Source organism: Microcystis wesenbergii FACHB-1317 (genome assembly GCF_014696875.1).
Lineage (GTDB): Bacteria > Cyanobacteriota > Cyanobacteriia > Cyanobacteriales > Microcystaceae > Microcystis > Microcystis wesenbergii_A.
Genome location: NZ_JACJQV010000192.1, coordinates 26,191 through 53,178 on the forward strand (window position 1 = coordinate 26,191; position 26,988 = coordinate 53,178).

Annotated in this window: 23 protein-coding genes, 1 tRNA gene and 2 pseudogenes; 16 read left to right on the forward strand and 10 right to left on the reverse strand. The window is 41.6% G+C overall.

The annotated features are described in order from the left end of the window. Window positions 1-293: 293 nt before the first annotated feature. Window positions 294-1,001 carry a ribulose-phosphate 3-epimerase gene (gene rpe, locus H6F92_RS19160; RefSeq protein ID WP_190359112.1) on the forward strand — a complete coding sequence of 236 codons (708 nt, stop codon included), beginning with the start codon at window positions 294-296 and terminating at the stop codon, window positions 999-1,001. Window positions 1,002-1,287: 286 nt separating this feature from the next. Here the strand turns inward: rpe and hisN are convergent, their stop codons facing one another. After that, window positions 1,288-2,094, reverse strand: coding sequence for a histidinol-phosphatase (gene hisN, locus H6F92_RS19165; protein WP_190359113.1), 807 nt, complete (start codon window positions 2,092-2,094; stop codon window positions 1,288-1,290). Between the two features lie 358 nt (window positions 2,095-2,452). On the opposite strand from hisN, the gene H6F92_RS19170 reads away from it, so the two are divergent. Genes H6F92_RS19170 through hypF form a run of 3 tightly spaced genes read left to right on the forward strand, consistent with a single transcriptional unit; the run spans window position 2,453 to window position 5,946 of the window. Continuing rightward, complete coding sequence (locus H6F92_RS19170) at window positions 2,453-2,905, forward strand: coiled-coil domain-containing protein (RefSeq protein WP_190359114.1); 453 nt, start codon at window positions 2,453-2,455, stop codon at window positions 2,903-2,905. A gap of 52 nt (window positions 2,906-2,957) precedes the next feature. Continuing rightward, complete coding sequence (locus tag H6F92_RS19175) at window positions 2,958-3,632, forward strand: ATP-dependent Zn protease (protein ID WP_190359115.1); 675 nt, start codon at window positions 2,958-2,960, stop codon at window positions 3,630-3,632. Between the two features lie 49 nt (window positions 3,633-3,681). Next, window positions 3,682-5,946 (forward strand): carbamoyltransferase HypF, encoded by a 2,265-nt coding sequence (gene hypF, locus H6F92_RS19180; protein ID WP_190359116.1) that lies wholly within the window; start codon window positions 3,682-3,684, stop codon window positions 5,944-5,946. A 120-nt stretch (window positions 5,947-6,066) separates the two neighbouring features. On the opposite strand, the gene H6F92_RS19185 is transcribed toward hypF, so the two are convergent. After that, the gene (locus H6F92_RS19185; RefSeq protein ID WP_190359117.1) at window positions 6,067-6,357 is read right to left on the reverse strand and encodes a hypothetical protein; all 291 of its coding nucleotides are present in this window, start codon (window positions 6,355-6,357) and stop codon (window positions 6,067-6,069) included. Window positions 6,358-6,722: 365 nt separating this feature from the next. Here H6F92_RS19185 and H6F92_RS19190 point away from each other — a divergent pair, with 365 nt between their 5' ends. Further along, window positions 6,723-8,453 (forward strand): diflavin flavoprotein, encoded by a 1,731-nt coding sequence (locus tag H6F92_RS19190; protein ID WP_190359118.1) that lies wholly within the window; start codon window positions 6,723-6,725, stop codon window positions 8,451-8,453. A gap of 72 nt (window positions 8,454-8,525) precedes the next feature. Here H6F92_RS19190 and H6F92_RS19195 read toward each other — a convergent pair whose 3' ends face one another. Both H6F92_RS19195 and H6F92_RS19200 read right to left on the reverse strand, forming a co-directional pair. Then, window positions 8,526-9,008 (reverse strand): PIN domain-containing protein, encoded by a 483-nt coding sequence (locus H6F92_RS19195; RefSeq protein WP_002766976.1) that lies wholly within the window; start codon window positions 9,006-9,008, stop codon window positions 8,526-8,528. Beyond that, a complete protein-coding gene (locus H6F92_RS19200; RefSeq protein ID WP_002754799.1) occupies window positions 8,995-9,279 on the reverse strand; it encodes a UPF0175 family protein in 285 nt (94 codons plus the stop codon). The genes H6F92_RS19195 and H6F92_RS19200 overlap by 14 nt, the downstream gene beginning before the upstream one ends. A 493-nt stretch (window positions 9,280-9,772) precedes the next feature. Between H6F92_RS19200 and H6F92_RS19205 the strand changes: the two are divergent. Together H6F92_RS19205 and bchH are read left to right on the forward strand one after the other, a co-directional pair. After that, window positions 9,773-10,054 (forward strand): annotated as a pseudogene (locus H6F92_RS19205) (flavin reductase family protein); the annotation flags it as partial. Between the two features lie 75 nt (window positions 10,055-10,129). Then, window positions 10,130-13,795 carry a magnesium chelatase subunit H gene (gene bchH, locus H6F92_RS19210; RefSeq protein WP_190359120.1) on the forward strand — a complete coding sequence of 1,222 codons (3,666 nt, stop codon included), beginning with the start codon at window positions 10,130-10,132 and terminating at the stop codon, window positions 13,793-13,795. Window positions 13,796-14,054: 259 nt separating this feature from the next. Here bchH and moaC read toward each other — a convergent pair whose 3' ends face one another. Beyond that, window positions 14,055-14,555: a cyclic pyranopterin monophosphate synthase MoaC gene (moaC, locus tag H6F92_RS19215; RefSeq protein WP_108936523.1), complete on the reverse strand. Its 501-nt coding sequence runs from the start codon at window positions 14,553-14,555 to the stop codon at window positions 14,055-14,057. Window positions 14,556-14,598: 43 nt separating this feature from the next. Between moaC and H6F92_RS19220 the strand changes: the two genes are divergently transcribed. Both H6F92_RS19220 and H6F92_RS19225 read left to right on the forward strand, forming a co-directional pair. Beyond that, window positions 14,599-14,672, forward strand: a tRNA-Arg gene (locus H6F92_RS19220). A gap of 183 nt (window positions 14,673-14,855) precedes the next feature. Next, a complete protein-coding gene (locus H6F92_RS19225) occupies window positions 14,856-16,169 on the forward strand; it encodes a tetratricopeptide repeat protein (RefSeq protein ID WP_190359124.1) in 1,314 nt (437 codons plus the stop codon). 15 nt (window positions 16,170-16,184) lie between these two features. Here the strand turns inward: H6F92_RS19225 and H6F92_RS19230 are convergent, their stop codons facing one another. The 3 genes from H6F92_RS19230 to H6F92_RS19240 are packed head-to-tail and all read right to left on the reverse strand — an operon-like array spanning window position 16,185 to window position 17,170. Then, window positions 16,185-16,598, reverse strand: a complete 414-nt coding sequence (locus H6F92_RS19230; protein ID WP_002766983.1) for a type II toxin-antitoxin system VapC family toxin — start codon at window positions 16,596-16,598, stop codon at window positions 16,185-16,187. Then, window positions 16,595-16,858 (reverse strand): hypothetical protein, encoded by a 264-nt coding sequence (locus H6F92_RS19235; protein ID WP_002766985.1) that lies wholly within the window; start codon window positions 16,856-16,858, stop codon window positions 16,595-16,597. The genes H6F92_RS19230 and H6F92_RS19235 overlap by 4 nt, the downstream gene beginning before the upstream one ends. A gap of 60 nt (window positions 16,859-16,918) precedes the next feature. Continuing rightward, a complete protein-coding gene (locus H6F92_RS19240; protein WP_190359121.1) occupies window positions 16,919-17,170 on the reverse strand; it encodes a hypothetical protein in 252 nt (83 codons plus the stop codon). A gap of 227 nt (window positions 17,171-17,397) precedes the next feature. Between H6F92_RS19240 and H6F92_RS19245 the strand changes: the two genes are divergently transcribed. Together H6F92_RS19245 and H6F92_RS19250 are read left to right on the forward strand one after the other, a co-directional pair. Beyond that, the gene (locus H6F92_RS19245) at window positions 17,398-17,739 is read left to right on the forward strand and encodes a type II toxin-antitoxin system RelE/ParE family toxin (protein WP_258012284.1); all 342 of its coding nucleotides are present in this window, start codon (window positions 17,398-17,400) and stop codon (window positions 17,737-17,739) included. Continuing rightward, window positions 17,736-18,065, forward strand: a complete 330-nt coding sequence (locus H6F92_RS19250) for a helix-turn-helix transcriptional regulator (protein WP_125731189.1) — start codon at window positions 17,736-17,738, stop codon at window positions 18,063-18,065. The genes H6F92_RS19245 and H6F92_RS19250 overlap by 4 nt, the downstream gene beginning before the upstream one ends. 138 nt (window positions 18,066-18,203) lie before the next feature. On the opposite strand, the gene H6F92_RS19255 is transcribed toward H6F92_RS19250, so the two are convergent. Then, window positions 18,204-18,572, reverse strand: coding sequence for a DUF5615 family PIN-like protein (locus H6F92_RS19255; RefSeq protein WP_002766989.1), 369 nt, complete (start codon window positions 18,570-18,572; stop codon window positions 18,204-18,206). Further along, complete coding sequence (locus tag H6F92_RS19260) at window positions 18,563-18,811, reverse strand: DUF433 domain-containing protein (protein ID WP_002743172.1); 249 nt, start codon at window positions 18,809-18,811, stop codon at window positions 18,563-18,565. Before H6F92_RS19260 ends, H6F92_RS19255 begins: the two co-directional genes overlap by 10 nt. Before the next feature lie 268 nt (window positions 18,812-19,079). Here H6F92_RS19260 and H6F92_RS19265 point away from each other — a divergent pair, with 268 nt between their 5' ends. The 5 genes and pseudogenes from H6F92_RS19265 to H6F92_RS19285 all read left to right on the forward strand — a co-directional run. Beyond that, window positions 19,080-20,696, forward strand: coding sequence for an AAA-like domain-containing protein (locus H6F92_RS19265; protein ID WP_190359122.1), 1,617 nt, complete (start codon window positions 19,080-19,082; stop codon window positions 20,694-20,696). Between the two features lie 61 nt (window positions 20,697-20,757). Further along, window positions 20,758-21,174 carry an element excision factor XisH family protein gene (locus H6F92_RS19270; RefSeq protein WP_185240762.1) on the forward strand — a complete coding sequence of 139 codons (417 nt, stop codon included), beginning with the start codon at window positions 20,758-20,760 and terminating at the stop codon, window positions 21,172-21,174. Next, window positions 21,162-21,497 carry a XisI protein gene (locus tag H6F92_RS19275; RefSeq protein ID WP_012268273.1) on the forward strand — a complete coding sequence of 112 codons (336 nt, stop codon included), beginning with the start codon at window positions 21,162-21,164 and terminating at the stop codon, window positions 21,495-21,497. The genes H6F92_RS19270 and H6F92_RS19275 overlap by 13 nt, the downstream gene beginning before the upstream one ends. A 68-nt stretch (window positions 21,498-21,565) precedes the next feature. Further along, window positions 21,566-25,882, forward strand: a complete 4,317-nt coding sequence (locus H6F92_RS19280; protein WP_190359123.1) for a tetratricopeptide repeat protein — start codon at window positions 21,566-21,568, stop codon at window positions 25,880-25,882. Between the two features lie 146 nt (window positions 25,883-26,028). After that, window positions 26,029-26,811: pseudogene (locus H6F92_RS19285) on the forward strand (tetratricopeptide repeat protein); the annotation flags it as partial. Between the last annotated feature and the right edge of the window lie 177 nt (window positions 26,812-26,988).

Here is a 26,988-nt window from a genome sequence, read left to right on the forward strand (position 1 = left end):
GGTTGACAATTACATAAACCTATGCTTCTATGCCGGATGCGGAGGGGTGTGGGGTGTGACCCCCCCAACCCCCCCGACATCGGGGGGGCAGGTGGGGTGTGGGGTGTGGGGTGTAGGGTGTAGGGTGTGGGGTGTAGGGTGTGGGGTGTGGGGTGTAGGGTGTAGGGTGTTTTCTCAGTGAACTGATAACTGATAACTGATAACTGATAACTGATAACTGATCACTGATCACTGATCACTGATTGCTGATAAGATTGTTACGAAAATATAAACACGAAATTCTATAGTTAGCCATGACCCAAAACGGAAGCTCGAAGTCGATCGTTGTCTCTCCCTCGATCCTATCGGCGGATTTTAGTAAATTAGGAGCCGATATCGAGGCTGTGGATAAGGCAGGAGCCGATTGGATTCACGTTGATGTGATGGATGGTCGTTTTGTCCCGAATATCACCATTGGACCCCTGATTGTCTCCGCTATTCGTCCCTATACGAAAAAACCTTTAGATGTGCATTTAATGATCGTGGAACCGGAAAAATATGTGGCTGACTTTGCGAAAGCAGGTGCTGACATTATTTCTGTTCACGCTGAACATAATGCTTCTCCCCACCTCCATCGTACTCTTTGCCAAATTCGCGAACTCGGTAAACAAGCGGGTGTGGTATTAAATCCCTCCACTCCCTTAGATTTAATCGAATATGTGCTGCATTTATGCGATTTAGTCCTAATTATGAGCGTTAACCCCGGTTTTGGTGGCCAGAGTTTTATCCCGGAAGTTGTCCCCAAAATCCTTCAATTACGCCAAATGTGCGATGAAAAAGGCTTGGATCCCTGGATTGAAGTGGATGGCGGCTTAAAACCGGCTAATACTTGGCAAGTTCTCGAAGCGGGTGCTAATGCGATCGTAGCAGGTTCGGCGGTATTTAATGCCCCTGATTACGCAGCAGCGATCGAAGGTATCCGTAACAGCAAACGTCCCCAACCTCAATTAGCCACCGTTTAATTGCCGCAGGGGTGGGTTAGCTGTTGATTAATTAGGGTCTGCTGAAAAAGTTTTTTGTGGGGACAGGGTGTGACCCCCCCTGCCCCCCCGACATCGGGGGGGTGTGGGGTGTAGGTTTTTACTGATTCCCATCTGGTCAATTACCTAATTTTCAGAGAAAAAGTCCCGTAATTTTCCCACGATCACTCCCATAACTGGTACTTTTTGATTGACAAAAAGTCTAAAAGTCTTACCCAACAAGGTTTTTAGATTTATTCAGCCAGCCTTAATTATCTTAGTATTGGCACTAACCCACTCTGCTGATTTGTTCTAAAACCTGCTGCCATAAACCCGAATTAGAGACGGCTAAAACTTCGCTAGAATCAGCTTGTAGGGGATTACCAGACCAATCGCTAATTATTCCGCCCGCACCTTCAATAATCGGGATTAAAGCACAAAAATCGTAGTATTTCAGGTCTGATTCTAGGATTACCATCGGCATGGCAGTGCAGCCAGTGGCTAACATCATATAGTTATAACAATCACCCCCAAAAGCGGTACGTTTACAGACGGTTTGCATCTGACGAGCGATCGCTTGTTGTCGTTCTGTGATAAACATTAAGGGAGTGGTGGAGGCTAAACAAGCATTTTTTAAGGCAAGTTCTTGATCTTGACAGTAGGGATTAACAATCATCTGGTTATTATAAAGACTCCCTTTTCCCTTCACTCCTAACCAGCGATCGCCTAAAATCGGTTGATCGACAATTCCTAAAATCGGTTGATTTTCTGCCACTAGGCCGATTAAAGTCCCAAAAATCGGTAATCCTTTGACAAAAGAGGATGTGCCATCGATCGGATCTAACACCCAATAACGACCACTTTGGGAGGGAATATTGGCTCCTTCTTCCCTAATAACCCCATCTTCAGGCAATTCTCGCCGAATAATCGCCACCATCGCCTCCTCAGCTTCTTGATCGGCGATTGTTACTATTGAGGAAACTTGATCGAGTTTGGTTTCGGTTTCTAGATGAGGCTGCCGAAAATAGCGCCGGATAATCTCTCCAGACGCGTCCGCTAATTGATGAGCTAGTTGGATAGTGCGATCGATATTCATCAATAAAAGTTATCCATACAGGAAAACAATAATGTTTATTTATGGCAAAGGGGAAGTGGAGGATTTAGCGGAAATTTCCTTATCACCCTAAATCCCTATTGCCTCTTGGATAGTGCGATCGATATTCATCAATAAAAGTTATCGATACAGGAAAACAATAATGTTTATTTATGGCAAAGGGGAAGTGGGGAGATGGGGGATTTAGCGGAAATTTCCTTATCACCCTAAATACCCTATTGCTGCGTCGAACCTAGAACTATCAATGGGTAACAGCTTGATTTTGACTCCATAATTAAATTAGTCAACGATCGACTCAATCTCAAGACGAGAAAAAATTAATCTATTAGGAGTTTAGCTGATGACGGCTTTTACGGAAAATGACCTAAAAAGGTTAGAAGATTTGATTATCAATGGACAAAAAGCGATCGAAACTCGTTTAACCTCTTTGGAGAGTGGACAAAAAGCGATCGAAACTCGTTTAACCTCTCTGGAGAGTGGACAAAAAGCGATCGAAACTCGTTTAACCTCTTTGGAGAATGGACAAAAAGCGATCGAGAATAGCATCGGAGAGATCAAAAGAGAAATTCAAGTCCTAGAGATAGGACAGACGGAAATTAAGGGAGAAATCAGGACTTTAGACGCAAAAATCACGGGTTTAAATGAAAGAGTGCAACTCATCGAGGCATCCGTGGGAAAAATTCCCGATTTAGCCGAAAAAATTGGGGAAGTAAAAAACTGGAAACAGATCGGTATATCGATTGTGACTGCTTTTGTGGGTGGGGTAATTGGTTGGTTGATTCGGGGAAAATAAAACTAAGGAATGTAACATAGTATTAAGCATTTGTATATTTTTATTAATTTTTATGGAACAGACAGCTTTAAATCTGATCGCGATTACCGTTTTTTCGATCACTCTTTCCGTATTTGTCACCCCTTTGCTGTCTATTTCGCCTTTTGTCCCCGCTTTAGCTACTTTTAGCCTCTTGGGATTAGTTACCGTTGATACTCTCACCTTTAATAACCGGGGCGTGACTTTACTACTGGATGCTCTTTCTCCCAGTAAACACCGTCAAAGAGTTATTCACCACGAAGCCGGACATTTTCTCACCGCTTATATTTTAGGCATTCCGATCGCCAGTTATAGTTTGACCGCCTGGGAAGCCTTTCGTCAAGGCCAGGAGGGAGTCGGCGGTGTTCAATTTGACATAGCAGATTTAGAGCAAAAAGTCAAGAACTTTACTGATTTTCCCGCTTTTTTAGAGCGAATTTCTACGGTGTGGATGGCGGGAATTGCTGCCGAAACCTTAGTTTATGGTAAAGCAGCAGGGGGAGAAAGCGATCGATTTTATCTGCAATCGGCCTTAAAATTAGCGGGGGTTCCTGAGAATAATTATGCCCAAAAAGAGCGTTGGAGTTTATTACAGGCAAAAACTCTTTTAGAAAAACAACAGACTGCCTACCAAGCTTTAGTGATAGCTATGGAAAAAAGGGCAAGTGTGGAAGAATGCTGTCGGGTGATTAGTGAAAGTTTAGTATAACGGGAAAAGTAATCAGGGATGAATTTGATGATTTCCCCGTTAAATTTTTATGAATAATCAGAGCATTCAGTCCGATCAGCGATTAGCTTTAATTGTGCGCGGAGCAGTACAAGGAGTCGGTTTTCGTCCTTTTGTTTATCGATTAGCAACGGAATTAAACCTAACGGGTTGGGTGAATAATACAGCAGCGGGAGTTTTTATTGAAGTTGAGGGCAATCGAGAAAAACTAGAAACTTTTTTGACTCGATTATCTTTAGAAAAACCACCTCGATCGCTAATTGAAAATATTGAGACTCAATGGTTAAATTCTATCGGTTATCAAAACTTTAGCATACGTCATAGCAGCGGCGGTGAAAAAAATACAATTGTTCTGCCCGATTTAGCCACTTGTCCCGATTGTTTAGCCGATATTTTTGACCCCAATAATCGTCGTTATCGCTATCCTTTTACTAACTGCACTAACTGCGGTCCTCGCTACAGTATTATCGAGAGTTTACCCTATGATCGCAGTGCCACAACCATGAGGGGTTTTAATCAGTGTCCCGAATGTCAAAGGGAATACGAAAACCCTCTAGATCGCCGTTTTCATGCCCAACCGAATGCCTGTCCTCGTTGCGGACCCCAAATTAGTCTTTTAGACAGTCAAGGCTCTGTATTAGCGGAAAAAGATCAAGCTTTAATCGCCACTGCTAGAGCAATTGAACAGGGAAAAATTATGGCGATCAAAGGATTAGGAGGATTTCACCTGGTTGTCGATGCAAGAAATACGGAAGCAGTGCAAAAATTGCGACAACGTAAACAGCGACCGGATAAGCCTTTTGCCGTGATGTATCCTAATCTTGAGTTAGTGAAAAAGCATGGTTATGTCTCTTCTTTAGAATCGCAATTATTGCAGTCTTCTGCTGCGGCAATCGTCCTGATCAAACAGCGAAAAAATTATCTTTCTGCTGGCGTTTCTCCGGATAATCCCTATCTAGGAGTCATGTTACCCTATACTCCCCTACACCATCTTTTATTAGCAGAATTAGGCTTTCCTATTGTAGCAACCAGTGGTAATCTAGCCGATGAACCTATCTGTATTGAGGAAAAAGAAGCTTTAAAAAAATTAGGAACAATTGCCGATTTATTTCTAGTTCATAATCGTCCCATAGTTCGACCGGTGGATGACTCTATTATCAGGGAAATGGCAGGAAAAGCGATGATTTTGCGGCGAGCGCGGGGATATGCTCCCTTTCCCATTAAAGTTAATGATGGAGATTTTCCCCCGATTTTGGCTGTGGGAAGTTATTTTAAAAATACCGTGGCTATCTACCAAAAAAATCAAGTTTTTATCAGTCAACATATCGGCGATTTAGATACGGTTAAGGCTGTCAATCATTTTGAAAATATCCTCGATAGTTTAAAAAAATTATACGAGTTTGCACCCGAAGTTATTGCCTGTGATGCTCATCCTGAATATCTAGCGACCAAGTACGCTTATAGCTTAAATTTGCCCGTTATTCCCATTCAACACCATTACGCTCACGTTTTATCCTGCATGGCAGAACATCAGCTACGACCTCCGGTTTTAGGGGTTGCTTGGGATGGAACAGGATACGGTTTAGACGGCACAATTTGGGGGGGAGAGTTTATCCATATTGCTGCCGATTCTTGGCAGCGAGTCGCCCATTTTAAACCCTGGCTATTACCGGGAGGAGAAAAAGCGGTTAAAGAACCCAGACGAGTGGCTTTAGGATTACTAGAAGTTATGGAAAATACTGATAGGATAAAATCAGCTTTTAGTGAACAGGAATGGTCTATTTTTAGGCAAATGTTAACCAAAAAAATTAATTGTCCTTTAACTTCTAGTGTCGGGCGTTTGTTTGATGGTGTGGCGGCGATTCTAGGTTTATGTTATCAATTAAGTTTTGAGGGACAGGCAGCAATGCAGTTAGAATTTGCCCTTGAGGGCATTAAAACGGAGGAATATTATAATTTTTCTTTATCAGCTGACTCACCCATAGTTATTGATTGGAATCAGCTAATTTTAGGAGTTGTTGAGGATTTAGAAAAACAAGTACAAATCGGCATAATTGCCGCTAAATTTCATAATAGTTTAAGTGAGATTATTGTAGAAATTGCTCAGAAAATAGGCAGAGAAAAAATTCTCCTGACGGGAGGCTGTTTTCAAAATCGTTATCTGACGGAAAGAACAATTAATCGCCTACAAGCTTCGGGATTTCAACCCTACTGGCAGCAAACTGTTCCCACTAATGATGGTGGTATTAGCCTTGGTCAAATTATCGGTGCTTTTTCTCAACTTAAACAGTTCTAGATAGGACAAAATTAACTTCTTGGTTAGGACAGGCAAGAGGTAGTTATAAACCACAGAGACACAAAGAACACAGAGAGCCGATTTTTTTCTAGACTGTTGGGATTGTCGAAAATTGAGATTTTAGCTTAAACGATGCCACTCAACGATTTTATTGCCTACTTTCAAAATAATTGCTTGACCTAAACCCAGTTCTTGTGTCACATTAACTAGATGGGCGAAATTTTGACGAGTGATTGCTAGTCCCTGCAAACAGGCTAGAAAATCGAGACAGAGAACCGTAGAAAATTCCCAAGTTTGTCGGTAAACACGGCAATTATCGGGTAAAAAAGCCACAAGAGCGCGAAAATGAGTCAAAGCGGCTTTCTCAAAATTGGCGCTAGTGCAGTCAAAAGACGAGTGCTGATAGCTCATAAAAACTTTGCCTGATAGGGAGAGAGCAGGGTTTTCCTCAGACTAGCACCTCGCTTCTGGGGATCACCTTCCCTTTAGAATTTCTCAATAGACTGGCAAATCCCCCCAGAGGAGTATTGTTACCCGCGAACAAATTGCCAGAAGCTAGGTTTCTTCCCAGAGATAGTGTACTTTAGATATTGATGTCCTTCCGGCTGGCAAGATAACCTATAAATTTTCCCACTCGTCCCCAGCGATAAAAGGCTGTATTTAGTTAAAAATCAAGTGTTGACTTTGATGCCAAACTTGCCTAGTAAAAAATGATCACAGCCTCAAGTTGCCGCTTAACTACTTGACTAATTAACTGATAACTGGTAACTAAAATTATGAATAATGCAATTGTCAAACCGAGAGATGTACAAGTAGCACCGATCGCCGTCGATACTTTTGTCTTTCGTTCCCGCACTTGGGACCGGTTAAAATTCGAGATCGAATACGGATTACAAAAGGGAACCACTGCCAATAGTTATCTAATTAAAAGTGAAAAGGTCGCTCTTTTTGATCCACCAGGCGAATCATTCTCGGCTATATTTTTAGAGGCTTTAACTAAAAGAATCGATCCGAAAACTATTGATTATATTATCCTCGGTCATGTTAACCCCAATCGTGCCGTCACCCTCAAGGCACTTTTAGAAATCGCTCCTCAAGTCACTTTTGTTTGTTCCAATCCGGGGGCAATTTCCCTGAAAAAAATTCTCGAAACCGAAGCATTAAATCTGTTCGTTGTCAAGGGGGAAGAAATATTAAATTTAGGAGCAAATCATCAATTAGAATTTATCCCCACTCCTAACCCCCGATTTCCCGATCAACTCTGTACCTACGACAGTAAAACCGATATTCTCTACACCGATAAATTGTTCGGAGCGCACGTTTGTGGCGACCAAATTTTTGATGAGGGTTGGAGCGTTTATAACGAAGATCGGCGTTATTATTTTGATTGTCTCATGGCTCCCTATGCCAGCCAAATTAGCAACGCTTTGGAGAAATTAGCCGCTAAATCGCCCTTATTTTATGCTGTTGGTCACGGTCCTCTGGTGCGTTACGCGATGCACGAATTGACCCTTTCCTATCAACAATGGTTAGCAGTACAAAAGTATCAAGAGTTGACAATCGCCCTGATTTATGCCAGTGCCTACGGCAACACCACCACCCTCGCTCAAGCGATCGCCATGGGGATCACGAAAGCGGGAGTAGCAGTCACGGCGATTAATGCCGAGTTCGCTGAACCGGACGAGATCAAAACGGCGATCGAAAAAAGTGTCGGTTTTATCTTTGGTTCCCCCACTTTGGGAGGACACGCACCGACTCCCATCCAAACCGCCTTGGGGATTACCCTAGCAAATGGCGATAAAAGCAAGCTGGTGGGAGTTTTTGGCTCCTACGGTTGGAGTGGGGAAGCGGTCGATCTTTTAGAAGGTAAATTCCGGGATGGCGGTTATCGCTTCGGTTTTGAGCCAATTCGGGTTAAATTTAAACCCACGGAGGCAATTTTAAAGACCTGTGAGGAAGCAGGAACCGATTTCGCTCAAGCAGTCAAAAAAGCTCGCAAAAGCAGACAACCGAAAACTAATGTTAACCAATCCCAAAGCGATCGGCGATCGCAGGCTTTGGGCCGTTTGGTGGGTTCTCTCTGTATCGTCACCTGCGAATTGGGAGAATTGCGCGGCGCCATGTTAGCCTCTTGGGTATCGCAAGCGACGTTCACACCCCCCGGATTGACTATTGCCGTGGCGAAAGAACGAGCGATCGAGTCTCTGCTTTATAGCGGTACGCCTTTTGTCCTTAATATCCTCCAAGAAGGTGAACATTTGGCTTTAATGAAGCATTTTCTTAAACCTTTTTCCCCCGGAGAAGATCGTTTTGCTAATATCGAAACCACTAAAGCTGAGAACGGTGGGCCGATTCTGGCCGAAGCGCTCGCTTATCTGGAATGTCGGGTAGAACAACGAATGGAGTGCGGTGATCATTGGCTGCTTTATGCGATCGCAGAAAAAGGCAAGGTTTTACACCAGGGTTTAACCGCCATCCATCATCGCAAATCCGGCAGTTATTATTAACTCATGGTGACGGTCAAGGGATCGCAAAAAACAAGGGTTTCAGCTGATCCCGAAAGTGAACAATACTCTCCCCTATCCTTCTGCTACTGTTTGTAAAACAAGATCAATAAATTTCTGGCTGTAGTATATGCCTTGTTGTTGCATCGTTTCTATGTAAGGTTTGACTGCAGCGATCTTTCCCAACTGTTTTGCTTTAATTAAAATACCGATCGAACCTGTAATTGGAATATTGAGAGATTTACACACCTGACGAGCAGCTAATTCATCGATAAGCACTAAAGAGGCTTTTTGTTCTAGTGCAAGGACGATGACTTCTGATTCTCCTCGATCTAGAGTCGGTAATAGTAAGGAAACCTGCTGTTGAGAGGCGATTTCTCGGACAGAAATCCACTGTTCTCGTAATAGATCGATCGAGCCAGTTTTGTCTTGATCGTAAGTGCTGATTTCAAGAGCTACTGCCTTAGGAATAACGATGCTTTTAACTATTTCTTGTAAAAGACCGAGTTGACCAATTCGCGCAAAAGCGATGAGGGGAGTAGCGTTACTTACAATCATCAGGCTCCAGTTTTTCTATTCCCTTTAATTCAACCGCTAACGCCGATTCGTCATAATCGAACAATACAATCCCTTTTTTAGACAAAATATCCATAAATTCTAGGCGATTAATTCTCGCTAATTCCGCCGCTTTTCCTAAAGAAAGTCGCTTTTCTTGAAAATAATAAATAGCGGCCAGAAGTTTAATTTCTTGACCGAGTTCATCAATTCCTATTTTTAAAGCGGCAAGAACATCGGGAGAAAATTCTAGATTTAATATTTCATTTTTCATTCTAAGTACCTAGTTAAAAATAAAGTTAACTTTAGAGACAAGGGAACTCCGGAACAGGGAACAGAAGGGTTTCTGACTTTTTTTAAGATGTCTCTTAATTATTACAGCTTACAGCGTTTCTCATAAAGATGAAGTATAATTTGATTTGGCATCGTCTCCTGACTCCTGATTGAGGTGATTAAACCGCACAGTGCGCTATTATAGCAGCGGGCAGAAGGCAGAAGGAAAATCCTTGCCAGAACTGAATTTTAGCGATTTAGGTTGTCCTAACCAACTCGTTCTCTGCTATAAGTCTTATTAAGGGGGTGTTAGACCGATGCAGGTGAGATAGTGGCAGCAATTCTCATTTTGAAACGATTTTGCCTTGTTTCAGCGATCTAGAGATTCGTTAAGAATTTTAACCCCTCTAGGTGCAAGGGTTTTAATGTCATGAAACCTTAAAATGAGAATTGCTGATAATACCTCCCATCGACTCTACCCACTTTATATCCATTTTGTCCTTAATATCCGGCAAGAAGGACAACATATAGCTTTAATGAAGCATTTTCTCAAACGTTTTACTCCAGGAGAAGATCGTTTCGCTAATATCGAAACCACTAAAGCTGAGAACGGTGGGCCGATTTTGGCCGAAGCGCTCGCTTATCTGGAATGTCGGGTGGGACAACGAATGGAGTGCGGTGATCATTGGTTGATTTATGCGATCGCAGAAAAAGGCAAGGTTTTACACCAAGGTTTAACCGCCATCCATCATCGCAAATCCGGCAGTTATTATTAATTTGTTGTTATGATCATTTCAGGGGGTGTGTTAAGGCAAAATAACGCACCCTGATTTATCAGAAAATAAATTCTTATGAAAAGCATTGTTTTAATTGTTGGCTTTGAAACCTTTAACACCAATTTATATCGGCAATCGGCCCAGTTAGCTAGTTCTAAATGTCCCGATTTAGAAGTAAAAGTATTCAGCGATAAATCCTTGACTAGCGAACCGGAAATAGTCGAGCAAGCTTTAGCCACTGCCGACGTTTTTTTTGCTAGTTTGATCTTCGATTACGATCAAGTTACTTGGCTGCGGCAACGAGCGGCACAGATTCCGATTCGCTTAGTTTTTGAGTCTGCTTTAGAGTTAATGAGTTTAACCCGTTTGGGAGAATTTGCCATCGGGGATAAACCAAAAGGAATGCCAAAACCAATTCAATTTATCTTGAGTAAATTTTCCAGTGGCAAGGAAGAAGATAAGTTAGCCGGTTATCTCAGTTTCCTCAAAACTGGACCGAAACTGCTGAAATTTATTCCCGCTAAAAAAGTTCAAGATCTGCGTAATTGGTTAATTATTTACGGTTATTGGAATGCGGGAGGAACGGAAAATGTTGCCGCTATGTGTTGGGTAATTGCCCAAAAATATCTAGGATTAAAAGTACAGGAAATACCCGAAGTTATCGAAACTCCCAATAAGGGACTATTACACCCCGATTATCAGGGTTATTTTCTCACTCCCCAAGAATATTTAGCTTGGTATAAAAAAAATAAATCCCTTGATAAACCAGTGGTTGCCCTGCTGCTTTATCGGAAGCACGTTATCAGTAAACTACCCTATATTAATCAATTAATCCGTCATTTTGAAACGGCTAATTTAATTCCCCTACCCGTGTTTATTAACGGAGTGGAAGGTCATACAATTGTTCGGGATTGGTTAACCACAGACTACGAAATTCAGCAAAGAAAAAAAGGAATCATTGAAACTCCTTCTTTAAGTGAAGATGCGGTGACAGTAGATGCAATTGTCTCGACGATTGGCTTTCCTTTGGTGGGGGGTCCTGCGGGTTCTATGGAAGCAGGAAGACAGGTAGAAGTGGCTAAACGAATTCTGTCGGCTAAAAATATTCCTTATCTTATCGCTGCCCCTTTATTGATTCAAGATATTTATTCTTGGACAAGACAGGGAATCGGTGGTTTACAGAGTGTGGTTCTATACGCTTTACCGGAATTAGATGGGGCAATTGATACAATTCCTCTGGGGGGATTAGTGGGGGAAACTATCTATTTAATCCCCGAAAGATTACAGCGTTTAACTGGACGTTTGAATAGTTGGATTAAGTTACATAAAACCCCTCCGCAAGAACGCAAAATAGCCATCATTCTCTATGGATTTCCCCCGGGTTATGGTGCAGTTGGTACGGCAGCTTTGTTAAATGTTCCCCGGAGTTTGGTTAAGTTTTTACAAGCTTTAGAAGCGCAGGGTTATAATCTGGGAACGATTCCCGAAGACGGGGAAGAAATTATTCAAAAAGTTAAGTTTGCCGATGATGAAAATCTCTGTAAACAAAATCGTTTATCGATAGAAACTTTAGAAAATTGGCTAGGTTATCTGTTAACTTCTCGCATTGAAAAACACTGGAAATCTCTGAAAGATGCGGGGATAAAAACCATTGGCGACCATTATCATTTAGGGGGAATTGAGTTAGGTAATATCTGGATTGGAGTCCAGCCACCTTTAGGAATTGCTGGGGATCCGATGCGGTTAATGTTTGAAAAAGATTTAACTCCTCACCCTCAGTATGCAGCCTTTTATCAGTGGTTACAAAAAGATTTTAAGACCGATGCGCTCGTTCATTTTGGTATGCACGGAACCGTCGAATGGCTGCCCGGTTCACCCCTAGGAAATACTGGTTATTCTTGGTCAGATATTTTATTAGGAGATTTACCGAATTTATATATTTATGCCGCTAATAATCCCTCGGAATCTATCCTAGCCAAACGTCGCGGCTATGGGGTGTTAATTTCCCATAATGTGCCTCCCTACGGACGAGCGGGATTATATAAAGAATTGATGATTTTACGAGATTTGATTGCAGAGTTTCGAGAAAATCCTGAGAAAAATTACGCTTTAAGAGATAGTATCCTCCAAAAGATTATTGATACAGGTATCTCTAAAGATTGTCCTTTTCTGGAAGCAGAAAAACAGGGAATAGAATTCACTTTAGAAAATGCCAAATTATTTAGCCGCTATGCACTAACCGATTATTTTGTCAAGGTGTATAATTACCTACAAATCGTCGAACAAAGACTATTTTCTTCGGGTTTACACACCCTAGGAACTGCTCCTAATCAGGAAGAATTAAAAGGTTATCTTGATGCTTATTTCACCGATTTATCTGAGCGAGAATTTCAGCAAATTATCGCTGACGAAGCAACCAATGAAAAGGTTAAAGAAGGCATTGCTATTAAAAATTTATTAGGACAAAATAGCGAAGAATTAACTAATCTTTTGCGGGGATTAAATGGGGAATATGTACCACCAGCGCCAGGGGGTGATTTACTCCGGGATGGTGCGGGAGTTTTGCCCACAGGACGCAATATACACGCTTTAGACCCCTACCGGATGCCTTCCCCAGCAGCCTACACCCGCGGACGAGAAATCGCCAAAAAACTCCTAGAACAAAACCTAACCGAAAAAGGAAAATATCCCGAAACCGTAGCGGGTTTACTCTGGGGATTAGATGTGATTAAAACTAAGGGTGAATCCTTGGGTATTCTCTTAGAATTAGTCGGTGCGGAACCGGTAAAAGAGGGGACAGGAAGAATTGTCAGGTATGAATTAAAACCTCTAGGGGAAATTGGACACCCGCGCATCGATATTCTGGCTAATTTATCGGGAATTTTTCGGGATACTTTTATCAATATTATCGAGTTATTGGATGATTTAATGCAGCGGGCAGCCGAGATAGAAGAATCGGAAAATGATAATTATATCCGTAAGCACTATTTAGCCTTAAAAAGTCAAGGAATTGACAATGCCAGCGCTCGTTTATTTTCCAATCCTGCCGGGGATTTTGGCTCTTTAGTTAATGACCAAGTAGTGGAGGGAAATTGGGACAATGACAACGAATTAGCGAAAACTTGGGAAAAGCGTAATGTTTTTAGTTATGGTCGTCAAGATAAGGGACAAGCGCGACCAGAAGTGCTACAACAGTTATTAAAAACCAGTGAAAGTATTATCCAAGAAATTGACTCGGTAGAATACGGTTTAACCGATATTCAGGAATACTACGGCAATACAGGAGGATTAAAATTAGCCGCAGAAAAACAAAGCGGTAAACGGGTGATGACGAGTTTTGTTGAGAGTTTTTCCAATGATACAACTCCCCGCAAATTAGAGGAGGTTTTGCGCTTAGAATACCGCAGTAAATTACTCAATCCTAAATGGGCTAATGCCATGGTTAATCAAGGTTCCGGTGGGGCCTACGAAATCTCCCAAAGAATGACCGCTTTAATTGGTTGGGGCGGTACGGCTAATTTTAGTGACGATTGGGTGTATGATCAGGCAGCCGATACCTACGCTTTTGATGCAGAAATGGCGGAAAAATTGCGTCAAGCTAATCCCGAAGCTTTCCGTAATATTGTCGGTAGAATGTTAGAAGCACAGGGTCGCGGTTTTTGGCAAGCAGACCCCGACAAATTAGAGAAATTACAGGAATTATATCAATTGACCGATGAAAAATTAGAAGGGGTTACTTAGGTTTTTTAGGCTGCATCTCATTTTTGTCAATCTACCAAGTTGGGATTTTTACGGGGACACTCTCGGCTAAAATCGGTCATTACTTCCGATTTTACCACTCAATCCAAGCCTTTGGGGGGTTCTACCCCCCAAACCCCCCGCGCATTAGTTTTTCGGTGGGATGCTTACACGCAGCCGCTGACCCATCTGTAATAATTTAAGAGTCACTGATAATTGCTGATTGTCGGTATTTCTGCAAATGTGAGATGCACCCGGGTTTTCATCGCAACAGGGAATCCTGATGATAATCTGATTTCCCTCCTGTTTTACTCAGCAGACGGATATTTTCAATCAGGATTGATTTTTCTAACGCTTTGGCCATATCGTATAAAGTCAAGGCTGCCACAGATACCGCCGTTAAAGCCTCCATTTCTACACCGGTTTCCGATTTTGTCACCACTTCTGCCCGAATTTCGTAACCGGGTAACTCTGCTTTCGGGATAATCTGAACATTGATTTTTTGCAGGGGTAAGGGATGGCAAAGGGGAATTAAGGAGGAAGTTTGTTTGGCCGCCATAATTCCCGCTAGTCTGGCCGTCCCTAAAACGTCACCTTTAGGCGCATTTCCCTGTTCTATGGCTTCAAAAGTCGTTTTTAGCATTCTCACTTGTCCTAGGGCGATAGCAGTGCGTTTAGTGGGCATTTTCTCCGATACATCCACCATCCGGGCCTCGCCTTGGCTGTCGAGATGAGATAATTTTTCTTTACCCTCTTGCGTCATTGAATGAACCTGTGCTATAGTAGTTTACTGTTGAGAAAAACAAGGGCTTGTAGCTTAGTGGATTAGAGCGTGTGGCTACGGACCACAAGGTCGGGAGTTCGAGTCTCTCCAAGCCCGTTACATACAATGGCATATACTACAGGAATTAGGGACCTATGGTTCCTAATTTCTTTGGTTTTTTGCCCCATCTTCCCACTTTCCTATACTTTTTAAACAGGATTTAGTATCATCAGCCAGTTTTGCTGGAGTATTTTTTACCCTCAAACAGTGAAAGAAACTAAACTTTTAGGATTGTATAATATGAATTCTCCTGCACCTGTGCCGACACCCTTTCAAGTTGCTTTAGAGCGTTACCAGAATGCTCTAAATTATTTAGATACTTCTCATAATAAATCTCTGAAAAAAGCAGAGGCTTTAGAAATTATTGCCGCCAGAGATGCTCTTAATAAACAAATGGAAGCTGAGGCGGAAATTTCGGTTGATATGTCGTCAAACTTAATCGAACAAGATAATAGATTAAAACAGAAAAGTTACAAAATTACTCAAGTTCTTGACTTAGCTGAATATCGGGAGACTTTACCTATTTCTGCTCAAGCTTGGTGGTGGCATTTAGAAAGTAGGGAATCTCTGCATCCTTGCAATCGCTTTGATTGGCTATTGAGAATCGGTAAACTGGTTTTATTAGGGGTTAATTTTACATTAATCGGAACGATTGCTACTCGGTTTCTTAGTGGTGGTTCAGGTTTGCCAGAAATAGGGGGTGTTATTTTTTCGACTTTCATTTCTTTATTACAAACTGAAAATGCTCTCACACGGACGCGCCAGAAGGGTTTTGTTAAGTTAATGAAATTTCTTAGGATTGCTGAACATTGGTATGAAGAAATACAGTTTTCTGTAACAGTAATAGTCTTTGCTTTTCTCTTGGGAATTTATCTAAATTTCTCTTGGTTTTCTGAGTTTTATAAGCAAGAAGGCAACCGTTTACAATCTCCTCCGCCAGCAAGTCAAGAATTTCCTAATTTAGCTTCAGCCGAAGAGAAGTATTTAAAAGCGATTGAGTTAGATCCAGATAATCTAGATGCTCATTATAAGTTAGCAACACTTTATGAAGAGTTACAGGATTTGACTAATGGGAAGAAACACTATTTAATCGCGGCAAAAGGTGGTTTTATAGATGCTTATAATAATCTCGCTTATTGGTATCTGCGCGATAATAAGAATGCAGAAGCAGTAGAGTTACTGGAAAAAGCCAAGAGATTATTAGCAGAAAAAGATGAAAAACTAGACCAATTTACTGAAGAGGAGAAACGCAATTTAGCAGTACAAAAATATAGTATTTATAAAAATCTAGGCTGGGCCAGATTTAAGCAAAATCGCAGTGAAGATGCAGTTCCTAATCTTTTAGTTGCTATTGGTATCGCTGAAAATCCAGCTTATCAGAAATTTATCCGCAATCCCGGTGCTGCTTTTTGTATTTATGCTCAACTTTTAGAAAAACAAGACAAGAAATTGTCTCAGGAAAATTGGCGTAAATGTCTTAAATTAGCCGAAGGGAGGATAATTAATACAGAGGAAGAACAATGGTTATATGAAGCGAGGAAAAAATTAAAGTGAAGTAAAGTTTAGTGACTATTCTCTGAGTAATGCGCTAAATCCTTCTTGCTGAAAATGCTTATCAAAGGTTAAGATTTCATTGATTTCCAGTTGTCTCATAATCTGCATGGAAGCACAATCAGTTAAGCTGTAACCTTTATCTAAGCGTCTTTGATAAAAATCAAAAGCCTGCTGAAATTGTTCACTGGTTTGGGGAATGATTTCTATACTAGAATCGTTTTTCAAATCGTTGGTTAAGTTAATAGCAGATTGGCGTAGATAATCTCCTCTTCCTGACAATGCGTTAAGTAATTCTGTCAAAATCATTTCGCTAGTAATTCCTGTAAATTTTCCTAGTCTTACTGTCATTAGTGTGGCAAGTTCATGGAGATTGTCTCTATAATCAGCGAGTGCTTGCAAATAGGATGTATCTAAGAAAATTTTTCTCATTCTTCCTCATCTTCTCTTGGTGCGCCGTACATATAGTGTTCAAAATTACGCGCAAAGTCTGTAGGTAAGTGTTTTCGCCATTCTGACTGGGGAACAAGTGCGCCAATTTCTGCAATTCTTTGCCAAAAAGGTTTTTTGCGGAATTCGGGATCAGCTTGAAGTTGAGCGAATTTTGCTTGTAATTCAGCTATTGTCGGAAGTTCCTCTATTGTCGGAATTTCTTCTGTGCGAGTGGGATTGTTTGGGGGATTCATAATCATTTAGTGGGATTGGTTTACTACATATATTATAACTTTGAATTGACGTTAGTTCTGTGTTTGTTATTTTTCCTCATCTTCTCTCGGTGCGCCGTACATATAATGTTCAAAATTACGCGCAAAGTCTGTAGGTAAGTGTTTTCGCCATTCTGATTGGGGAACAACTTTACCAATCTCAACAATTCTTTGCCAAAAAGGTTTTTTGCGAAATTCTGGGTCATTTTCTAGTGCATCCCATTTAGCATCGAGTTCTTCCATTGATAACTCAGGCTCTTCGGATGTGTTAGAGGTTGAATAATTGTTTAAGTTAGTCATGATTAAAGGTTCCTTAGTGATAATAGGTTACTTTTATTATAGCATTTTCAAGTTGGAGCGAGGTACGGAGATTATCGAGGGGAATTAACCACAGAGACACAAAGAACACAGAGATTATTCACCGATGTTATAATTTATAATGATGATGGCAAGAGAGCCGAATGTTTAACTGAAAGCTTGACATTATTTTATGTACAGACTATATTATAGTTATGGAATAGAATATTATATTTGATCCAGATTTTAGGTTCTGGTTTTATCAACAAGAACAGGGACTTCAAAATGAAATATTTGCTGTTTTAACTGTATTGATGAAACTTGGACCAGCACTGGGGAGACCACGAGTTGATACCATTGAAGGAGCTTCTTTTAAGAATATGAAAGAGCTTCGTATTCAGTATAAAGGTGAACCTTGGCGTGTTTTATTTGCCTTTGATCCTCATCGACAAGCAATTTTACTTGTTGGGGGGAACAAGTCAGGTAACAAAAGATGGTACAAAGAAAATATTCCTATAGCAGATCAACGTTATCAAAAATATCTGGAAAAACTTAAGGAAGAAAAGTCATGAAAGAATATACCAACTTCTCGGAAGAATTTAATAAACTTTGTGGAGAACGACAAGCAATTATTAAAGCAAGAGCTTCCCAAATTTATCTGGAGGAACTTACGCTTAAGTATTTGCAGGAAAAACTAGGTTTATCTTTATCAGAATTGGCAAAGTATCTTGAAGTACAGCAATCAATAGTACCTAAACTTAAACAAGAGCAAAATCTAGAGCTAAATACACTGCGCGAAGTAGTTAACGCCTTAGGTGGAACTGTCGAAATTATTGTCAAAATTCCCAACAAAGAACCTATAATTATTGGTGACTATTCAGAAACGAAGTGTAATTAACCACAGAGACACAGAGGACAGGGAGATTATTTGCCAATGTTATAATTTGTACTCAATAATAAAGGTGTTCGCTTTTGGAACACAATATTTAAGATGGAATTAACGGGAAGACTCCATGAACGCTATAAAGCAAAAATCTTAAATTGGTAAAAGTCTAATCCGAAAAATACGATCTGTTACTGACACAATTGCTCCCGTCTTTAATGCTTTTGTACAATCTCGTAAAACTATAGTTAAACGCTGATTAATTAGATTGTAGTTTTCATTGCCTAAACGGAATAGGATGACACTTGGTAAATTATCACCACTAATAGCGAGAAGTTGAGAAAAATCTAGATCGACAGTTAAAATTATCCGCTTTTCTCTTTTTGCTTTGGCAAGAATTTCCTGATCAGATAAAGTTTGTAAGCCTTCATCTCGAAGATGAACGACATCATAACCTTGTTCTCTTAACCATGAGACTGTACGCAGAGAAATCCCCATATCGGCTAGAAACTCTATCTCCATTGCTCGATTAATTCAAAATGATGAACTTGTTCTCTGGCTAACCAAGAAGCATATAATAAACATTGGTGAATATCTTCTCTTTCTAGGTCAGGGTATTCCTCTAAGATTTCCTCTATCGGCTTTTCGTTAGCAAGTAGATTAAGAATTAAAGAAACAGGAATACGCATTCCTCGAATACAGGCTTGACCTGCCATAATTTTGGAGTTAAAAGTAATTCGGTCTAATTGTTTTAAGGTCATATAGTTTCCAGAAATATGAAGATGATACCTGTGGTAATTTTATTATAGCTAATTCTATAGTTGCGAGCGGAAGTGGGAAATTACTCCTTCAGTCAGGGTGCAAAGCTTGTCTCCAACCCCATAGGGAAGATTAGAGAATGGTGAGGTTTTAAGTTGTAGTAGTATAGTATAACAAGTTAGACGAGAAAACGGGTTTTTTCAAAAAACCCGTTTTCTGAAATCAATAGTTTGAAAAAAACCGGTTTCTGAAATCTTAAAACTGAGAGCCATGATTTTACCTAATCCAGACATATCATCCACACCGCTCGATGTATTTATTTCTTACTCTCACCGGGATGAGAAACTGCGGGAAACTTTGGGACTTCACCTCGCGTCATTACAAAGACAGGGAGTGATTAAATCATGGCACGATCGCAAAATTAGTGCTGGAACAGAGTGGAAACAAGCCATTGATGAAAATCTCAATTCAGCCGAGATTATTCTGTTGTTGATTAGTGAAAACTTTATCGCTTCTGACTACTGTTATGATCTTGAAATGGAACGGGCGATCGCACGCCATGATGCGGGGGAGGCGCGGGTGATTCCGATTATTTTGAAGCCGGTGGATTGGAGTGGTGCGCCTTTTGGTAAGTTGCAAGCTTTGCCAAAAAATGCCAAGCCTGTGACGACTTGGAGTAATCGGGGTGAGGCGTTTTTAAATATTGCTAAGGGGATTCGCCACGCGGCAATGGAAATGGCGACAGTGTTAACTGATAAACAGCCTACTGTCTTGCCAGAGCCGCAACAATCCGCAAAAGCCACTGAGATGCCAACGCAATCGGAACCCCTCAAGCCAACAGTTACTCCAGACAAGATACAACAGGAAATTAGCTTGGAATCTCCAGAAGGACAAGTTAGCATTGACTCTCGCTTTTATATTACTTCCCCTTACGAAGAACGGTGCTATGAGGAAATTCAAAAGCCTGGCTCCCTGATTCGGATTAAATCGCCCCACAATATGGGCAAATCGTCCCTGATGGCGAAGGTACTTGCCCAAGCATCTCAACTAGGCTATCGTGCGGTAACGATCGATCTGGAACAGACCAATCAAAAGTTCTTTGACGATCTCGACAAGTTCATGCAGTGGTTTTGTGCGTCGGTGGGTAAACCACTAGGAGTAAGGGTCAAGATTGAAGAGTATTGGGATGATATTTTTGGAGCGAACGATAACAGTACGGATTATTTTGAGAAGTATTTATTAGAGGGGGACGATCGCCCGTTAGTGTTGGCGATCGATAACTTTGATCGCATCTTTAAATACGCAGATATCGAGACGGATTTATGCGGATTATTGCGCGGCTGGCATGAAAGTTCCAAGATTAAAAAACTGTGGCAGAAATTGCGGCTGATCATCGTCCATTCTCAAGAGTCCTATGCCCAACGGGATATCAATCAATCGCCTTTTAATGTGGGGTTGCCCATCGAATTGGGAGAGTTTACGCCTGAACAGGTACAGGAGTTGGTAGCACGGCACGGATTAACTTGGACAGAGGGGGAACTCGAACAATTTATGGGGTTAATTGGAGGGCATCCCTACATGGTGCGCTCGGCACTCTATCACATTGCAGCGGGGGATCTTTCTTTGGCGGAATTTTTGCGGACGGCTCCCACAGAAGCGGGAATTTACAGCGATTATCTGCGGGGACATCTGAAGACTTTGGAAGATTATCCTGAACTGGGGGCAGCCATGAAATTGGTTATTACTTCTGAAGTGCCGGTGCGTTTGCGGTCTGAGGAGTCGTTTAAACTGGATAGTATGGGATTAGTGGTGCGGGTTGATAATAATGTGAAACCTCGCTGTGATCTTTATCGTCGGTATTTTTGCGATCGCTTGGGAGGAAATTAAATAAAAACACTTTACAGTCTATTGTCTATTTATCTAGTCGTTTATGCTAACTTAGTCCATTATGCCCGCTCTCGATCTGTATCATAATGCTGCGAAGCAAGCCCTGATTAAAGATGGGTGGACGATCACGCACGATCCGTTTCATCTCCGTTGGGGTCGAAAAGATATGTACGTCGATTTGGGGGCTAAAAAGCTAATATTAGCAGAGCGATTGGAGCAAAAAATTGCTGTAGAAGTTAAAAGCTTTCTGGGGGAATCAGAATTACAAGCCTGTCGTGATGCGATTGGACAGTTTGCGATCTATCGGGCTGTTTTGCGTCGTTCTTATCCTGATTATAAACTATATTTGGCGATTAGAGATGTGATTTATAATTCATTTTTTGAAGAGCCAATCGGACAAATTTTAATCGAAGATGAAAATCTCAAGTTTATTGTTTTTGATGCTGAAAAGGAGGTCATTTCGCAATGGAAAAATTAGATCAGTATCGTCATATTATTAAATCGGTTTTGATTCCTTATACTGAAATCCCTTATTCTCACGGCGAATTGATTTGTAAGCCGATTTTTGATGAAGTTCGAGATAGCTATCTTTTGATGACGCTCGGATGGGATCGCAAAACTCGCGTGCATGGCTGTTTAATTCATTTGGATATTATCAACGAGAAAATCTGGGTACAACGAGATGAAACCGAAGACGGAGTAACCCATGAGCTAGTGGCGGCGGGTGTTCCCCGGCAGGATATTGTCCTCGCTTTTCATCCGGCGGATGTACGCGGTTACACGGGCTACGCGATCGCCTAACCTCTTAGAAAACGGGTTTCTTAAAGAAATCCGTTTTCTGGGACATATTTTTAGCAACTTGGTATCAGATGACAAACCCAACTCCCTCGACTTCTTTTAACTACCAAGTAGGCGGGAGCTTACCTGCCGAATATCGTGGGTATGTAGAGCGACAGGCCGATCGCGAATTGTACGATCGCCTGAAATCAGGAGAATATTGTTTTGTCTTTAACTCGCGGCAGATGGGCAAGTCTAGTTTGCGGGTGCGGGTGATGCAGAAGTTAGCGGCAGAGGGGGTGGCTTGTGCGGTCATTGACCCGCAAACCCGGGGAACCAGTTTGAGCGAGGATCAGTGGTATGCCGGAACCATAAAACGCTTGATCGATGATTTGCATTTACAAGAGAAAATCGATTTTTCGAGTTGGTGGAAGGATCTGGCGGCTCAGTCGATTTCGGCGGTCGAACGCTTTACTTATTTTATCGATCGCGTATTGCTGGCAGAACTCTCGCAAGATGTCGTCATTTTTGTCGAAGAAATTGATAACCTGCTCAGTCTCAAGTTTGATACCGATGGTTTTTTCATTCTGATTCGCTCTTTCTTTGAGCGGCGGGCGGAAGATCTGCGTTATCGGCGGCTGACTTTTGCGTTTTTAGGGGTGGCAACACCTTCCGATCTGATTGTCAGTAAGCATAGTTTGGCGTTTAATATCGGTCGGGCGGTGGAGATGAGTGGCTTTCAACTCCAGGAAGCTCAACCGTTGATGCAGGGTTTGGTGGGCAAGGTGGACGATCCGCAGGCGGTGCTGCAAGCGGTGTTGTATTGGACGGGGGGACAGCCGTTTTTGACGCAGCGGGTCTTGAATTTGGTAGTGCAGGAGGCAGATTTGCGCCTATCGCCCCCAGATTTGGTGGCGCAGGTGGTGACGAGCCAGCTTATCGATAATTGGGAGGCGCAGGACGTGCCGCCGCATTTGAAAACGATTCGAGACAGGATTTTACGCAGTGACGAACGGCTACGGGGGCGACTGCTAGGGATTTATCAGCAAGTTTTGGATGCTGAACCCCCCCCTCTCTCATCCAGAAAGGAAGGGGGGATCATTGCCGATGAGAGCTACGAGCAACTGCAACTGCGGCTGACGGGTTTGGTGGTGAAGCGAGAGGGCAGGTTGAAAGTCTATAACCCCATCTACGCGCAGGTGTTTAATGGGCAGTGGGTGGCTCGCGCTTTGGCGGATTTGCGTCCGGGGTTTTATGGGGAGGCGTTTAAGGCTTGGCAGGAGGCACAAGAAGAGCAGAAAGAGTCGTTTTTGTTGCGGGGACAGGCGTTGCGGGAGGCGGAGACTTGGGCAAAAGGAAAGCGCTTGAGTAAAGAAGATGAACGCTTTTTAGATGATAGCCAGGATGTCGAAAAACGGGATATGGAAAGGCGGTTGGCGGCGGAAACGGAAGCGAATCAGATTTTGACGGCGGCGAGGGAACAGGCGGAAACAGAATTAGAAACAGCGAACCAAGCATTATTAGAAACAAGGGAGGAATCCGACAAAATCATCAAAAAAGCCAATCGACGGAATAAGCTTAGTTTGTTGGGGGCATTGGGAGCTATTGCCATTGCTGCTATTGCCGTTCCTATTTCGATAAAGGCGGTAGATGATTTGAAAATAGCATGGCAGGATGTACAAGAAGCGGAGGGAGAAAAAAAACAACTTGAACAAGATAAAGACCAACTTAATAAGGATAAAATCAGTCTCAATCGCAGTTTAGAGCAAACTAAAACTAACAAAAAGCAGGCAGACATAAACGCACAAAAAGCAAAACAGTTACAGCTAGAAGCAGAACAGAAATTGAAACAAGTTAATCAAAATTTAGTTGCAGAAAAGAAGCACCTAAAGCAAGTTACTGAAATAGCTCAAGTCACTATCAAAGCAAAAGAACAACAGGTTCAAGAAGTTGAGAAACAATTTACAGAAGCGACCAAAAACACACAAGATGCCCGAAACGAGTCCAAAATAGCAAGGGAAGAGAAACAGCAAGCACAGACTCAACTATTAGAAGCACAGACTCAACTATCAGAAGCACAGACTCAACTCAATTCAGTGCTTGCTTCACTTAATGGAGTCAGAAATCAAGTCGGAGTAAGTGAAGCTGAACCTCTTTTACAACAGTCTTTAGCTATCAGGAAACAACAGTTAGGAGACAACCATCCTGATGTCGCTCAAAGTCTCAACAACCTAGCAGAACTTTACCTATCACAAGGAAGATACAGTGAAGCTGAACCTCTTTTACAACAGTCTTTAGCTATCAGGAAACAACAGTTAGGAGACAACCATCCTGATGTCGCTCAAAGTCTCAACAACCTAGCAGAACTTTACCTATCACAAGGAAGATACAGTGAAGCTGAACCTCTTTTACAACAGTCTTTAGCTATCAGGAAACAACAGTTAGGAGACAACCATCCTGATGTCGCTCAAAGTCTCAACAACCTAGCAGAACTTTACCTATCACAAGGAAGATACAGTGAATCTAAACCTCTTTTACAACAGTCTTTAGCTATCAGGAAACAACAGTTAGGAGACAACCATCCTGATGTCGCTCAAAGTCTCAACAACCTAGCAGAACTTTACCTATCCCAAGGAAGATACAGTGAAGCTGAACCCCTCTACAAACAAGCCTTAACTATCAGGAAACAACAATTAGGAGACAACCATCCCGATACCGCACAAAGTCTCAACAATTTGGCTGGACTTTACTGGTCTCAAGATGATATTCCTCAAGCAATTAATTATCTCAACCAAGGACTTGCAGTAGAAGAATACAACCTCTCAAAAAACCTGAATATTGGAGATGACAAGCAAAAACAAGATTATATGGCAAAGGTTTTAGGGACGACTAATTCGGTGATTTCCCTCAATCTTCAAGCTGCACCGAATAACCCAGAAGCAACCCGTCTTGCATTGAAAACTATCTTAGAACGCAAAGGACGAATTTTAGATGTTGCAACCAATAGCTTACAAATTCTCCGACAACGTACTGATGACCTCGAAAGTCAACAATTATTAACTCAACTGATTGAAGTTCGGACTCAACTATCTAATCTGACTTTTAAAAAGCCTGATGATATCCCCTCACCAGAAATTTACCGTCAACAACTTAACGAAGTTACCGCAAAAGCAAAAGAAATAGAGGATAAAATCGGTCGTCGTAGTGCCAGATTTAGTAGCCTATCCCAACCCATTACCCTCGAAGGTATTCAAAAGTTAATTCCTGCCAATGCTGCTTTAGTTGAAATAGTCCGCTATCGACCTTTTAATCCTAAAGCGCCTGAAAATAAACGCTATGGCAATCCTCGTTATGCTGTTTATATTCTCTATCCCAATGGTGACATCAAAGCCAAGGATTTAGGGGAAGCTAAACCGATTGACGACAAATTAATTTACTTCCGTGACAATCTTGCAGACGCACAAACTCCTCTCCCTCAACTACAAAAATCAGCGCGTAAACTTGATGAGACATTGATGCAGCCTATCCGTCAATTATTAGGCAATACTAAAACAATTCTGCTTTCTCCTGACGCTGCACTTAATTTAATTCCTTTTGAAGCTTTAGTGGATAAAAATAATCAATACTTAGTGGAAAATTATCATATTACTTACCTCACTTCTGGACGGGATTTACTGCGCCTTAAAGATAAATTTGCCAGTCAACAATCTCCGCTTATTGTAGCTGCTCCTTTCTACAATAAAGCAGGAAAAAAAAGCACTATCACTCGTTCCATCTACCTGTCTGAGTTTACTTTTTCCGGTCTTCCGGGTACAGAGGAAGAAGCTAAAGCGATTAAAAATATCTTACCTCAAGCCACTGTTTTAACTGGTTCTCAAGCCACAGAAAACGCCGTCAAGCAAGTGAAAAAACCGAATATTCTCCACATCGCTACTCATGGTTTTTTTATTAAACCAGAAAGGAATGTTATTGAGAATCCTTTATTGCGTTCTGGGTTAGTTTTAGCAGGAGTTACAATCGGTCAAAGTGCAGGAGATGATGGGGTTCTCACGGCTTTGGAAATTACTGCACTCAATCTAGTGGGAACCAAATTAGTTGTCCTTTCTGCTTGCGATACGGGGAAAGGAGATATTAAAATCGGTCAAGGAGTTTATGGATTGCGCCGCGCTTTAGTTATTGCAGGAAGTGAAAGCCAATTAATTAGCCTTTCGAAAGTATCTGATGATGCAACTAAAGATTTAATGGTGGCCTATTATGGACGCTTACAAAAAGGAGAAGGACGCAGTGAAGCTTTACGGCAAATTCAACTAGGAATGCTCAAGAGTGAAAACTATCAACATCCCTTCTACTGGGCAAGTTTTATTATTTCTGGTGATTGGACTCCGATGGAATTTAGTTCATCCCCATAATAAATCAACATAAAATAGAAAAAATAAGTTAGTATCAATAAAATTAACAGTCAAGAAATAGTTCATAGTTGCGCTTCAGCGCACCGGATTATGACTAAAGTTCAACAACGAACCTAATTAAAGCCAAACCTCAAGTGATTCAACCCATGAATAAATTTCTCAAAATCTTTACCCCCATTTCCCTGATATTAATTACGGTAGGATTTCCGGCGGCGACTTTTAGCAACACTGTTGGAGTTAACACGATTTTTCAGGTAAAAGGGAAAGTTACCGTTAAAAAACCACAATGGAAAAAACCCCTTCCTGCTTCTGTCGGACTTACCCTCAGTTTTGATGATAAGTTAGAAGTGGCAGCTAACGCTTCCGTTAAGGTTTATTGTAGTAATCTCAAGCAGTGGACGGTTAAAACAGGAAAGTATATTGTTTCTAGTGGCTGTCCTCGGGGAAATCCTGTGATTTCACTTCCCAATAGTAATAATACAACCCTCCGTCCAACAGGAAATAAAGAGAAAGTTTTAGCAAAATTACCTTACCTAATTACTCCTCGTCAAACGAATATTATTACCAATCGTCCTTCACTGCGGTGGAATGCTGTTCCGGGTGCAACTAATTATACTATCAAAATAGATGGGGTTAATTGGGAAACGCAGACAAATAAAACTCAAATAGTCTATCCTGGTGAACCTCCTCTGGAAGCAGGAAAGCGATATCGAGTAACCATAGAAGCTGATAATGGTGCGTCTTCTAGACGTGATGATGAAAACGTCGGGTTTACAGTATTAGATGAACAGAAGAAGAAAACGGTTTTAGATGCTGTTAAAGCTGTTCAACAGCAGCAATTATCCCCAGAGGAAGCAGGGTTAGTTTTAGCGCATCTTTATCGAGGTTATGGGTTGTATGGGGATGCGGTTGAGGTATTAGTGGGACTTAAACGCTAAATAAAGATCAAATCGAGTATAATCGTTAAAGAATAAGCACTTTACGTTGAAAGAGCAGCGATGAAAGAGACAACCCCAGCCGCGATGCCCCCATGCTTTGACCGATGGTGTCGGCGGTTTGACAATTGCTTCAAAAACGAAGCGCAAAAAAACGGCTTCAGACAATAT